Raw genomic sequence first — 12,215 nt, 5'->3', positions numbered from 1 at the left:
GCGGCCCTACTCGGCTACCGCGGTCCCGCGCTCGATCCGGAACTTCGGCTCCACCGTCAGCTCGCTGATCCGCCAGCCCGCCCCGGTCCGCACCACCTGGTTGCGGTACAGCCCGGTCAGCACGCGCTCCGGGAGCGGGCTGGCGGCGTGCCCGAACGAGCCGGTCACGTAGGCCCGTACCGTGCCGGTGTCGCCCTGGACGTCCACCAGGATGCTGTTGAACTGGTGCGTCAGCCGGTCGTAGTCCTGGTGGTTGGCGCGGGCCTGGGCGATCAGGGCGTCGCGGCCCTCCTGCGTCCCGCCGGGCGTCGTCCCCACCACGTCCTCGGTGAGGACGTCCCTCAGCGCGTCGAAGTCGTGCTCGTCCAGGCATCGGCCCAGGCTCACGAACAGGTCGGTGATCTCGGCCCGGTCGGCCAGGGCCCGGATGTTGTCGTAGCCACTCATCGTCGTCTCCCCATCACCATCGCGTCTCCCGATCAACTATTCATTGGTCGCACCAACTGTTGGCACAACCAATGTTGGTCGCGCCAACTACTTCTGTCAACCCCGCCGCCGAAGTAGGCTGCGGCCATGGACCCGCTCAACACGCCCGTCCGCCTCCGCGGCCACGCGACCTGGCTGTTGGGCCAGGCCTCGACCCAGGGACACCGGCTGATCGGCGAGCGCATGCATGCCGCCGGCGTCACGAGCCGGTCGTACTACTCGCTGCTGGTCGCGCTCGCCGAGAGCGGCCCGACCAGCCAGGCGGACCTGGGCCGGCGGATCGGGCTGGACCGCAGCGACGTCACGGCCGTGGTCACCGACCTGGAGGAGCGCGGGTGTCTGGAACGGACGCCGGACCCGGCGGACCGGCGCCGGAACCTGGTCAAGATCACCGACAGCGGCGCGAAGTTCCTCGCCGAGCTGGACAAGGAAGTCGTGGCCGCGCAGGCGGCGCTGCTGGAGCCGCTGTCACCCGAGGAACGGGACGTCCTGCTCGGGATGCTGGGCCGCATCGTGGAGCACCACACCGGGCTCCGAGTCAGCGGTACAGAAGAGCGCTGACGCGATAGCGATGACCGCGGTAGGGCTCCAGAAGCTCCAGCATGCGGTCGTCATCCCACTTCATCGCGGGATCCCCCAACACGCCGCACACGATGCGGGGCAGATGAAGGTCGCCGACGGACACCGCGTCCGCGTCCCCGTGCGCGCGGTGCATCACTTCGGCGGCCGTCCACACGCCGATGCCCGGCACGGTCCGGATCCGGCGTGCCGCCTCATCCCGCTCCATCCCCACCGTCTCCTCCAGGCGGGCCGCGACCCGGGACGCGCCGAGGATCGCGCGCGAGCGTTTGCCGTCGACACCGGCGCGGTGCCACTCCCAGGACGGGATCAGGGCCCACTCCCGGGGTGAGGGCGAGACGCAGAGGCGGATGTCCGCGGGGGCACCCGGGGCGGGAATCCCGTAGCGCCGCGCCAGCAGTTGGTACGCGCGGTGCGCTTCCTGAACGGTGACCCGCTGCTCCAGCACCGCCGGCACCAGGGAGTCCCAGACCCGGCCGCTCCGGATCACGCGGAACCCACGGTTCCGCCGCACGGACTGGATGAGCTGCGCGTTGCCTTGTGCGGCCACGAGCTCGGTGAACTCCGCGCGCGCCTCCTCGGTATCGCCGAGGCCGAGGAGTTCGGGCAGGGTCTTGAGCAGCCAGGCCGCGCCGGGGCCCCAGACTTCGGCGTCGACGGTCTCGGTCGCCCGGCGCAGGCGCAGGGTTCCCGGGTCGCCGAGCGGGGTGCGGCAGCCGAGCCACAGGGAGCCGTCCTCGGCACGGCGGAAGGTGTGGTCGCCGGCACCGCGGCGCAGAACGCCCACGGTCGTCGCGAGGTCGTAGCCGGGGTCGACGACGATGCTCTGGCGGGCCTGGGCCGGCTCCGGTGGCTCGGGAGGCGCCTGGCGCGCCGCCGGGACGGCGGGGCGCCGCGGCGGGGCGGACCGGCGCCGTTGGAACGCGGCGCCGCCGCTGCGTCCCTTCCGGGCAGCCCAGACCGCCCGGATGTCCTCGTCTTCTGTCACCGTGATCCCAGGGTGCCGAACGCGCTGAAGGGCTCTGACTCGCGGTCGCCCGATCGCCGTGAGCGGTCTGCCGAGTGTGCCATCAAGGCGCTACTCGTCGCTGGAGAACCGCACAGCCTTGTCCGGGAGCACCGCGCCGCACCAGACCCGTGCCCCGGCCCGCAGCTCGTTGTCGGCGCCGATCACCGCGCCGTCGCCGACCACGACGCCGTCCAGGACCGTGTTCGCGCCGATCCGGGCCCCGGCACCGATGATCGAGCAGTTCACCTTCGCACCGGTGCCGATCACCGCACCGGAGTCCAGGACCGACGCGCTGACGTGCGCGCCGGAGTCGATCACCGCGCCGGAGCCGACCGTGGTGCCCCGGTCGGCGACCGCGTCCTCGGCGATCCGCGCGCCGGGCAGGACCAGGGACTCCTGGCTGCCGCGCGCCTCGGGGCCGGGCACCGCGGAGGAAGTCACTATCCCCATCACCAGGTCCGCCGAGCCCTTGGCGAACGCGGTCGGGGTGCCCAGGTCCAGCCAGTAGGACTGCTCGACCACGCCGAGCACCTTCGCGCCGGCGGTGAGCAGGCCCGGGAAGGTCTCGCGCTCCACCGAGACCCGGCGGCCGGTGGGGATCTCGTCGATGCGCGCGCGCTGGAAGACGTAGCAGCCGGCGTTGATCTGGTCGGTGACGATGTCCTCGGGGCGCTGCGGCTTCTCCAGGAACGCGGTCACCCAGCCCTCGGCGTCGGTGGGCACCAGGCCGAAGGGGCGGGGGTCGGTCACCCGGGACAGGTGCAGCGTGACGTCGGCGCCGCGCTCGCGGTGCGCGGTGACCAGGGCGCCGATGTCCACCCCGGACAGGATGTCGCCGTTGAAGACCAGGACCGGCTCGTCGGGGGCGCTGGTCAGCCGGTCGGCCACGTTCCGGATGGCGCCGGCGGTGTCCAACGGCACCTCCTCGGTCACGTAGACCAGCTCCAGCCCCAGGTCCGAGCCGTCGCCGAAGTACTCCTCGAAGACCTCGGCCTTGTAGGCGGTGGCGAACACCACCCGGTGCACTCCGGCGTCCTTGGCGCGGACCAGCTGGTGGGTCAGGAACGGGACGCCCGCGACCGGCAGCATCGGCTTGGGGGTGTTCACCGTCAGCGGGCGCAGGCGGGTGCCTTTGCCCCCCACCAGAAGAATCGCCTCGGTCACGCTCTTTCCCCTCGCCAGTTCTGTCCGCACGGTGTCCGGGACGTGCACCGCGAATGGTCGCGTACACCCGGCACGCCGTGCGGGCCAGCATAAACGGTCCCCGACCGACGTGCTTGCACAACAGCAGCCTGTTTCCCCCGTATCCTCTCGGCGTGACCGCAGCGAACAGTAGTTTCCCGGGCGCGTGGCGGGCCGCGCTCGCCCTCGGCCCGTCCCGGCCGTTCCTCACGTACTACGACGACCACACCGGCGAGCGGGTGGAACTGTCGTATACGACGTTCGACAACTGGGTCGCCAAGACCGCCAACCTGATCCAGGACGACCTCGCGCTCGGCGCCGGCGACGAGATCGCGATCCTGCTGCCGACCCACTGGCAGACCCCGATCTGGCTGCTGGCCTGCTGGACCGCCGGCGTGGTGGCCAGCGTCGGCGAGGACCCGGCGGCGGCCGAGCGCGCCTCGGCCGTGGTGGCCGGGCCGGACCGGCTGGAGGAGGCGCGGGCCTGTAAGGGCGAGCGGATCGCGCTCGCGCTGCGCCCGCTGGGCGCGCCGTTCCCCAGCGTTCCCGAAGGTTTCACCGACTACGCAGCCCTGGCCCCGGCGCAACCGGACGTGTTCGCCCCGTACTCCCCGGTCACCGCGGACACCCCGGCCCTGGTCGCCGACGGGGGCAGCTGGACGCAGGGCGAGTTGGTGCGGGACGCGGCCGAGGCCGCGGCCCGCTGGAACCTCAGCGCCGCCAGCCGGGTCCTGACCGGCTGCGCCTACGATTCGCGGCCGGAGATCCGGGCGGCGTTGACGTCCGAGCTCGCCGTCGGGGCTTCCTTGGTACTGTGCCGGAACGTCGATCCGTCCCGGCTTCCGGGGCGGATGGCATCGGAGAAGGTCAACGCACGTGTCGCCTCGCTGGCCGGGGGCACCGCGGGGGCCGGGGGCCAGGAGAACGGAACCGCGGAAGGCACTCTCGGCGTGCTTCCTGTCGAGTAACGTCGTGGCGCGGTGAAGGAACCGCGCGGCGACCCGGGACCCGTATCCGAGGCGGACCCAGGTGTGAGGAGATTCTGTGGCAGGCGAGCGCAACCCCGAGCCGCTTCCGTGGGAGCGGGCGACTCGGCAGTCCTCCGACGGCTACGCCGCCGGGCAAGACGGCTATGACGACGCCTATGACTTCACCCCACCGCGCGCACGACGCGGCACACGCGGGGCCGCCCCGGCACCCCAGGCGGCCCCCGACGGCTACGGCGACGACACCCCGGGCCCGCCGAGCGGCCGCGGCGGCTACCGCCACGAGCCGGACGCCGCCACCGAAGGCGAGCTCCAGTCCGGCCGCGGCGGCCGCGGCGGGCGGGGCGGGCGCACCGGACGCGGCGGGTCGATACCCGCGGCCGCGGGCCGGGGACGGCTGGCCCCCAAGGGCATCATCAGCATCTCCGCGGCCTCGCTGGCCGTCACCGTGATCGGCGCCGGCGCCTTCACCTACCAGCACTTCAACGGCAGCATCAACACCTTCAGCGACTCCGGTCTGGGCTCGGACCGCCCGGCCGAGGCCAAGGCCAACGCGGCCGGCCAGCGCGCGGAGAACATCCTGCTGGTGGGCTCGGACAGCCGGGACAACGGCAACAACGCCTTCGGCGGCGGCGCGACCGGCGACGGGGCCCGCTCGGACACCTCGATCCTGTTGCACGTCTATGCCGACCACCAGCACGCGGTCGGCATCTCGATCCCGCGCGACATGATGGTGAACATCCCGGCCTGCCAGCTGGACCCGAACAACTCCAGCAAGGGGCAGACCAAGCCGCAGCAGAACCAGTTCAACGCGGCGTTCGCGGTCGGCAACACCGCACAGGGCAACCCGGCCTGCGAGATCAAGACCATAGAGTCGATCTCCGGGATCCGCGTGGACCACACCGTGGTGGTCGGGTTCGCCGCGTTCGCCAAGCTCACCGACGACATCGGCGGCGTCCAGGTGTGCGTGCCCAAGGACGTCAGCGACGTCGGCGGGGACAACATCACGCTGAAGAAGGGCATCCAGACGGTCAAGGGCCAGACCGCGCTGGACTACGTCCGCGAGCGCGAGGGCCTGGGCGACGGCTCGGACATCGGCCGTACCCGGCGCCAGCAGGCGTTCCTGGGGTCGATGATCAAGAAGGTGGAGAGCGACGGGGTCATGAACGACCCCACGGTGCTCAGCTCGATCTTCAACGACGCGCTGAAGTACGCGCAGTTCGACCCGGGCCTGGGCAGCCTGGGCGCGCTGTCCAGCTTCGCCGAGTCGATGAAGGGCATCAACCCCTCGAACATCCAGTTCCTGACGCTGCCGGGGCACTACCGGACCCAGGACGGCCGGGTGGACATGGACCCGGTGGCCGCCGGCGTGATCTGGGACCACCTGAAGAACGACCAGCTGCTGGACGGCACCAACGCCGCCGGCAACGCCGGCGCGCCGTCCTCGGCCCCGACGACCTCGGCGCCGAGCACCACGGCCCCGCCGGCGCCGTCGATCTCGCCGTCGACGATCACCGTGCTGGTGCGGAACAGCACCACGGTCAACGGCCTGGGCGGCGACAACGTCACCGCGCTCCAGGCCCAGGGCTACAACGCCTCGCTCAGCCGGACCGTGCCGCCGCACACCGCGGTCACCACGATCCTGTACGGCAGTTCCAAGGACGAGGCCAAGGCCAAGCAGCTGGCCACGCTGTACCCGGGCTCGAAGGTCGAGTCCGGCGGCCCCTACGCCTCGGAGATCGTGGTGGAGCTCGGCGACGACTACGCCGCGGCCCACCCGAAGCCCGGCGCGGCGGGCTCCACCAGCGGTGCCCCGGCCTCGGGCTCGACCGCCCCGAGCGGATCGAGCGCGCCCGGCTCGCTGCCGACGGACATCGCGAACAACTCGCGGACCGCCGACCAGAACATCTGCTCCGGCATCACCGCGGGTTACGGCGCCGGCACCGGCTGAGCCGTCCGGCGACGCCGCTGTGCGAACGGCCCGCCTCACCGTGCTCCCGGCGAGCAGGTGAGGCGGCCGTTCGCACAGATGTCGCAGCACCGGGACATCCAGGACGAAGTCCCTACAAAAATGACATAGTCTCGTCTCACCATGGACGACCAGACCACCGGCCCGGCCGACCGCCCGGACGACGCCCGCGATCCCCGCGACGCCCCCGACCCCCGCGACACCACCGCCGACCCGCGCCGTCCCGGCTCCCGCCGCTCCCGGCGCCATGCCGGCCCGGCCGACAGCGGCTCCATGCCCCGGCGCCGGGTCGTCGTCATCTGCGCGACCTCGCTGTCGGTGCTGGCCATCGCCGGCGCCGCCGGACTGTGGAGCGTGTACAACCGGCTGAACGACAACATCCGGACCGTCGACATCCACGCCGACGACGCGCCCGGCCTGCCGGACGCCCTGAAGCCGAAGCCGGGCAGCCCCTCCCCCGGCGCCGGCAGCGCGATGAACGTCCTGCTGATCGGCTCGGACGACCGGGACGGCGCCAACGCGCAGTACGGCGACGCCAACTCCGGGGCCCGCTCGGACACCACGATGCTGCTGCACGTGGCCGCGGACCGGAAGAGCGCGACGGTGGCCTCGATCCCGCGCGACTCGATGGTGCAGACCCCGGCCTGCACCCAGCCGAACGGGACCCAGTCCCAACCCCAGTTCGGCATGTTCAACGCGGCGTTCTCGATCGGCGGAGCGGCCTGCACGGTGAAGACCGTCGAGACCTTCAGCGGCCTGACCGTCGACCACGTACTGGTGGTCGACTTCACGGGCTTCAAGAACCTCGTGAACGCCATCGGCGGCATCCCGGTCCACCTGGACCAGGCGGTCAACGACCCCGACTCGCACCTGAACCTGCCGGCCGGCACCACGGTGGTCAACGGCGACCAGGCCCTGGCCTTCGTCCGGGCCCGGCACAACCTCGGCGACGGCTCGGACATCGGCCGGATGAGCCGGCAGCAGCAGTTCCTGAACTCGGCGCTGGACACCCTGGCCGACAACGGCACCCTGGACGACCCGGCGAAGCTCTACAAGGTGCTGGACGCCGCCACCAAGGCCCTCACCACCGACCCCGCCCTGGGCTCGCTGCCCGCCCTGGCGGACTTCGCCTCGGACCTGAAGCAGGTGCCGCGCCAGCAGATCACCTACCTGACGGTGCCCTGGCAGTGGTACCAGCCGGACCCGAACCGCGTGGAGTTGGCACCGATGGCGCAGGACCTGTTCACAGCGATGCGGCAGGACACGCCGGTTCCGGCGGATGTGCTGGCGTTGTCGGCGAAGCAGGGGGAACAGACGACGCCCTGAGGGGGCTGCCCTGACAGGGCTCTGTGTAGCGCCGGGGCTCTACCGGAACCACCACTTCGTCGCGCCGCCGTCCCCGGTGCTCTTCAGCGCGACCGCCGACAGCACGTCGATCCGGTAGACCTGCCAGGGACCGGGGCCGGCGCTCGGGGCACTGAACGGCGCGGTGATCACGTCGCCCTCGGCCCGGCAAGGCCAGCCGCCGGCGGCGTACATCCCGGCGACGGTCTGCACCACCGCGGGGTCGGTGACACGGTGCGCCTCGCCGTCGAAGGTGACGTCGTAGCCCTCCATCGGGGCCGCGACAGCGCAGTGCGGATCGGCGACCAGGTTCCGGGTCTTGCGGATGTCCGGGCCGGTGGTGAAGTGGATGGCGCCGGCCAGCCAGCTGTGGCCGAAACCGGTGGTGTGCGGGGAGCCGTCCGGGTTCAGGGTGGTGAGGAACCAGGAGCGGCCGGGGCCGGCCACCGCGCCGGCGACCGCTTGCTCGACGGCGTCCCACTCCAACTGGTCCAGTCCGTACTTGGGCAGGGACAGGTTCTTGGCCCGCAGGGGCTTGAGGTCACTCATGCCTGTACAGACGATCCGGCCGCGCGGAAGTCATCGGTGCGGCCCGGAATTCCCGCTGACGGCCGCCGGCGAGTTCGGGACTTCGGCCCCAGGAGCTGACCGCCCGCCACCGCCCAGCCCGAACTCCGATCAGCCCTCTGCCAGAAGTCCGTCGACGTCGCGGATGGCCTGCGCGGTGTCCTTGAAGAGCACCGCGGCCATGCCGAGCGCGCGAGCCGCCTCGCAGTTCGGCTCGAAGTCGTCCACGAACACCGTCTCCCGCGGCCGCATGCCGAGCCGGTCCAGGCAGAGTTCGTAGATGGCGGGGTCCGGCTTCATCACGCCGACCTCGTGCGAGTACACGATCAGGTCGGTCAGCTCGCTGAAGCGGTACGCCTCCTCCTCGCGCTCGCGCGCGCCGACGAAGCTGTTGCTGATGATCGCGGTCTGGTAGCCCTCGGCGCGGCGGGCGCGCCAGTAGTCGGCCATCTCGGCGTTGTAGGTGCCGACGTACTCGACCCAGACGTCGTCCATGTAGGCCTCGAAGCGGGCCGCCGTCACCCCGAGGGCGGCGGCGGCCTGCTCGTGGACCTCTTCGAGGGTGATGGTGCCGATCTCGCCGGCCCGGAAGACCGGATCGACGCGGTGCTCCCAGCCGGCGCCGAACTCCGGCGTCCAGCGCGCCACGGTGCCCAGGTCCGGAGTGTGTTCCAGGACCCCGCCGATGTCGAGGATGATCGCTCGGATCGCCACCATCGTTCCCCCTCGCTGTGTTGTCTACCGCCGCTGTGATCAGGCGATGCCGAGGACCTTGCGCGCGACGCCGTCCCACTTGGCCGGGTCGGTGACGTTGCGGCCGTCGACGAGCACCTTCACGCCGGGGAAGTCCGCGGCCGACAGCTCGCGGTACTCCTCGTGCTCGGTGTGCACGATGATGCCCGCGATCTCGGTGCCGGGCTCGTAGGCCGGCAGGCCGAGCGCGGCCAGTTCCTCGGAGCTGTACAGCGGGTCGGACACCAGCGGCACCGCGCCGTCCCCGGCCAACGCCGCGACCAGGCCGAAGACGCCGGAGAACGCGGTCTCCTTCACGCCGCCGCCGCGGTAGGCCGCGCCCAGCACCAGCACCTTGCGGCCGGCCAGCCCGCCGCCGCCGGTCGCGCCGCCGAGCAGGCCCTCCAGCAGCCCGACCAGGTAGGCCGGCTGGGCGAGGTTGGACTCGCGCGCCGCGCGCACGATCGAGGCCTCGGGGTCGTTGAAGAGGTAGAAGCGCGGGTAGACCGGGATGCAGTGGCCGCCGACCGCCGGGCCGGGCTGGTGGATATGGCTGAACGGCTGGCTGTTGGAGGCCTCGATCACCTGGAAGATGTCGATGCCGGTGCGGTCGGCGAACCGCGCGAACTGGTTGGCCAGGCCGATGTTGACGTCGCGGTAGGTGGTCTCGGCGAGCTTGGCCAGCTCGGCGGCCTCCGCCGAACCCAGGTCCCACACGCCGTTGCCGCGCTTGAGGTCCGGGCGCTCGTCGAAGTCCAGGACCGCCTCGTAGAAGGCGACCGCGGCCTGGGCCGAGGCGGCGTCGATGCCCCCGACCAGCTTCGGGTACTTGCGAAGGTCGGCGAAGACCCGGCCGGTGTAGACCCGCTCGGGGCTGTGGCAGAGCAGGAAGTCGCGGCCGGCGTTCAGGCCCGAGGCGGACTCCAGGGCGGGCACGAAGCGCTCACGGGTGGTGTGCACCGGCAGCGTGGTCTCGTAGCTCAGCAGGATGCCGGTGCGGCCGTTCGCGGCGGCCTGCTTCAGGCCGGCGGCGATGGTCTGGGTGGCGGCGTCCATGGCCCGGAAGTCCGGCACCGCGTCCTCGTCCACGACCACCGGGACGACGACCACGACCGCGTCGCTGTCGGCGACCGCGGCGACCCCGTCCAGGGTGGCGGTCAGGTTGCCCGCCTCGACCGCCCGCGGCAGCCGCACGTCGAGCTCGGCCTCGCCGGGGAACGGCTCCACGCCGGCGTTGATCTGGTCGACCACCCGCGGCACGACGTCGATACCGTGGACCTGGTGCCCCTTCGAGGCGAACTGGACGGCCAGCGGCAGGCCGATCTTGCCCATTCCAATGACGCTGATCTTCACAGTGCTCCGGACTCCAAGCTCGGCTTGTCACTTCGCATACTTGACCGGACGCAAGCGTACCCGGCCCGGTTCCGAATACCCTTATGCCGTCTACTTGCTGAGGAGTGCCGTGACCGACCCTGAACTCACTGTCATCGTCCCCACACGGGAGCGGCCGGGGCTGTTGCGGGAGACGGTGGATTCCATCGTCGCCTCGGCCCGCGCGGCCTCGGACGAACTCGGGGCCACGGTGCGCGTACTGGTGGTGGACGACGCGTCCCCGACCGACTCCACCCGGGAGGCGGTCGCCGCCATGACCGCCGCTGCCGCCGCGGCGGGCCCGGCGGTGAGCGTCGACTACGCGCGGGTGGAGGTGCACGACGGCCGCAAGGACCCGGGCGCCGCGATCGCCCTGGGGGTCTCGCTGGCGGCCTCGCGCTACCTGACCATCTTCGGCGACGACGACATCATGCTCGCCGAGCACATCACGCTGCACCTGCGGAACATGCGGCACGGGGCGGACGTGTCGGCGGCGTCGTACTTCATCACCGACGGCGAGCTGAACCGGCAGTACGCGAAGCGGCGGCGGGCCGCGCACCTGGGCGACCTGCTGATCGGCCGGATCGACGTGAACGACGGGGCGTTCGTCCGGACCGAGCTGATCCAGGCGGTGGAGCTGGACCCGGCGCTGCTGGCGCAGATGTTGTACCCGGTGTGGGCGACGCTGCTGATCGACGGGCGCAAGTTCGTCTACTCGCGGACGCCCTCGTTCCTGTACCGGCGGCACGACGCGAACATCAGCAACCTCAACAAGGACGCCGAGGACGCCGCGCTGCGGACCTCGCTCCAGGAGAAGTACCAGGCGCTGGCTTCGGAGAAGCTGGGCTCGGTGCCGGAGCCGCGGAAGGTTGATTGGGCCCGGCACAAGCGGGAGTGGCGGTACTCGAAGAAGGGCTACGTGCGCTGGCGGATGGCGGCCACGGAGCTGGCGGTGAAGCGGAATCCGGTGGTGCGCAAGGCTTTCCGGATGCCGCCGTTGCCGCCCAAGGACCTGCCGCCCAAGGAGTCGTGAGGGCCGGTGCCGCTACACGGCGGCTTCGGCGGGCACCTCGGACGAGGCTTCATCAGCCTTCTTCCCCCGGCGGCCCGCGCGGGCGGTGAGCGCGGCGGCGACGAGGTCGGCGACGATGGTCACCAGCCGCGAGGCGAGCGCGACGACCGTCGCCTTGCCGGGATCGAGCACCGGTTGCAGCACGGCGACCAGGATCAGCTCGCGCACCCCGGCCCCGGCCGGGGCGAACGGGATGAGGAAGCCGACGCTCCAGGCGAAGGCGTAGCCGCCGATGCCCAGGAGCAGCGCGCGCCCCACTGAGGCGCCGAGCGCCACTGACAGGATCCAGATGTGCGCACCGGCGAGCAGCCAGCCCACCACGCTGCGGCCCGCGGTCTCGGCGAGGGCCCGGCCGGTCAGCGGCTCGATCGCGGGCCGCCGGGTGAGGCGGAAAAGCATCCGCAGCACGGGGTTCGCGATCTTCGGATGCAGCCCGGCCAGCAGCACCGGCACCGCGATGAAGGCCCACCAGTAGCCCGCGGCCCTCGACCCGCCGCCGAGCGGCAGCGTCGCGGCGGCCAGCACCAGCGCGGACGCGAGCGAGACCAGCATGGCCAGCGCGGCGGCGGCGACGCTGCGGGCCCGCGGGATGCGGTAGGCGCGGCCGAGCTGCATCTGCGCCACCACCGGCCAGACCGAGCCGGGCAGGTACTTGCCGAGCTGGCTGGTGAAGAAGATGCGCGAGGCGGGGCGCAGGCGCAGCGGCGAGCCGAGAGCGCCGAGCAGACCGCGCCAGGCCAGCATCATCGCGCCGACCGACGCCAGGGCCGGCAGCAGGGCGAAAAGCAGGGGCACGGGGCCCAAGTCGGCGAAGCCGGCGCGGACGCGGGTCCACTGGTCGGCCACGGCATAGGCGCCGGCGGCGAGGGTGAGGGCCAGGAAGCCCAGGCGGAAGAGTTGGGAGCGGCGGTTGGGGGC

The 12,215-nt window shown here is 72.0% G+C and carries 12 protein-coding genes; 5 read left to right on the top strand and 7 right to left on the bottom strand.

What is annotated here, in order from left to right; genetic code table 11:
- Window positions 1-6: 6 nt before the first annotated feature.
- Entirely contained in the window at window positions 7-447 is a 441-nt protein-coding gene (locus IZR01_RS30195; protein ID WP_194925858.1) for a nuclear transport factor 2 family protein, read from the bottom strand.
- A gap of 126 nt (window positions 448-573) precedes the next feature.
- Here IZR01_RS30195 and IZR01_RS30190 point away from each other — a divergent pair, with 126 nt between their 5' ends.
- The gene (locus IZR01_RS30190) at window positions 574-1,047 is read left to right on the top strand and encodes a MarR family winged helix-turn-helix transcriptional regulator (protein ID WP_194925857.1); all 474 of its coding nucleotides are present in this window, start codon (window positions 574-576) and stop codon (window positions 1,045-1,047) included.
- Here IZR01_RS30190 and IZR01_RS30185 read toward each other — a convergent pair.
- Window positions 1,025-2,053, bottom strand: a complete 1,029-nt coding sequence (locus IZR01_RS30185; protein WP_228560531.1) for a DNA-3-methyladenine glycosylase family protein — start codon at window positions 2,051-2,053, stop codon at window positions 1,025-1,027. The two genes, IZR01_RS30190 and IZR01_RS30185, sit on opposite strands and share 23 nt — an antisense overlap.
- Window positions 2,054-2,143: 90 nt before the next feature.
- A complete protein-coding gene (gene manB, locus IZR01_RS30180; protein ID WP_194896365.1) occupies window positions 2,144-3,238 on the bottom strand; it encodes a mannose-1-phosphate guanylyltransferase in 1,095 nt (364 codons plus the stop codon).
- A gap of 152 nt (window positions 3,239-3,390) precedes the next feature.
- Between manB and IZR01_RS30175 the strand changes: the two genes are divergently transcribed.
- The 3 genes from IZR01_RS30175 (at window position 3,391) to IZR01_RS30165 (ending at window position 7,537) form a co-directional block, all read left to right on the top strand.
- Window positions 3,391-4,224 carry a TIGR03089 family protein gene (locus tag IZR01_RS30175; RefSeq protein WP_323747141.1) on the top strand — a complete coding sequence of 278 codons (834 nt, stop codon included), beginning with the start codon at window positions 3,391-3,393 and terminating at the stop codon, window positions 4,222-4,224.
- 76 nt (window positions 4,225-4,300) lie between these two features.
- A complete protein-coding gene (locus IZR01_RS30170) occupies window positions 4,301-6,193 on the top strand; it encodes an LCP family protein (RefSeq protein ID WP_194925855.1) in 1,893 nt (630 codons plus the stop codon).
- Between the two features lie 141 nt (window positions 6,194-6,334).
- Window positions 6,335-7,537, top strand: a complete 1,203-nt coding sequence (locus IZR01_RS30165) for an LCP family protein (protein ID WP_194925854.1) — start codon at window positions 6,335-6,337, stop codon at window positions 7,535-7,537.
- A 39-nt stretch (window positions 7,538-7,576) separates the two neighbouring features.
- On the opposite strand, the gene IZR01_RS30160 is transcribed toward IZR01_RS30165, so the two are convergent.
- From IZR01_RS30160 to IZR01_RS30150, 3 genes are all read right to left on the bottom strand, one after another.
- On the bottom strand, window positions 7,577-8,104 hold the full coding sequence (locus IZR01_RS30160) for a pyridoxamine 5'-phosphate oxidase family protein (protein ID WP_228560529.1): 528 nt from the start codon (window positions 8,102-8,104) through the stop codon (window positions 7,577-7,579).
- 129 nt (window positions 8,105-8,233) lie between these two features.
- Window positions 8,234-8,839: an HAD family hydrolase gene (locus IZR01_RS30155; RefSeq protein WP_194896370.1), complete on the bottom strand. Its 606-nt coding sequence runs from the start codon at window positions 8,837-8,839 to the stop codon at window positions 8,234-8,236.
- A gap of 36 nt (window positions 8,840-8,875) precedes the next feature.
- Entirely contained in the window at window positions 8,876-10,207 is a 1,332-nt protein-coding gene (locus IZR01_RS30150) for a nucleotide sugar dehydrogenase (RefSeq protein ID WP_194925853.1), read from the bottom strand.
- Window positions 10,208-10,316: 109 nt separating this feature from the next.
- Here IZR01_RS30150 and IZR01_RS52585 point away from each other — a divergent pair, with 109 nt between their 5' ends.
- Window positions 10,317-11,258, top strand: a complete 942-nt coding sequence (locus IZR01_RS52585; protein WP_194925852.1) for a glycosyltransferase family 2 protein — start codon at window positions 10,317-10,319, stop codon at window positions 11,256-11,258.
- 12 nt (window positions 11,259-11,270) lie between these two features.
- On the opposite strand, the gene IZR01_RS30140 is transcribed toward IZR01_RS52585, so the two are convergent.
- Window positions 11,271-12,215, bottom strand: a 945-nt coding sequence (locus IZR01_RS30140; RefSeq protein ID WP_194896373.1) for a lysylphosphatidylglycerol synthase domain-containing protein, incomplete at its 5' end; no start/stop codon positions are given.

Origin of the sequence: Catenulispora pinisilvae (genome assembly GCF_015356865.1) — a bacterium.
GTDB classification, from domain to species: Bacteria; Actinomycetota; Actinomycetes; order Streptomycetales; family Catenulisporaceae; genus Catenulispora; species Catenulispora pinisilvae.
Note: the sequence above shows the minus strand (reverse complement) of the source record. Positions and strands in the feature narration are given on the sequence as shown.

What these genes read in the sequence shown, in the direction of transcription:
- IZR01_RS30155 (WP_194896370.1), bottom strand. Translation starts at nt 8,839, where the DNA reads ATGGTGGCGATCCGAGCGATCATCCTCGACATCGGCGGGGTCCTGGAA.
- IZR01_RS30160 (WP_228560529.1), bottom strand. Translation starts at nt 8,104, where the DNA reads ATGAGTGACCTCAAGCCCCTGCGGGCCAAGAACCTGTCCCTGCCCAAG.
- IZR01_RS30190 (WP_194925857.1), top strand. Translation starts at nt 574, where the DNA reads ATGGACCCGCTCAACACGCCCGTCCGCCTCCGCGGCCACGCGACCTGG.
- IZR01_RS30195 (WP_194925858.1), bottom strand. Translation starts at nt 447, where the DNA reads ATGAGTGGCTACGACAACATCCGGGCCCTGGCCGACCGGGCCGAGATC.
- IZR01_RS30165 (WP_194925854.1), top strand. Translation starts at nt 6,335, where the DNA reads ATGGACGACCAGACCACCGGCCCGGCCGACCGCCCGGACGACGCCCGC.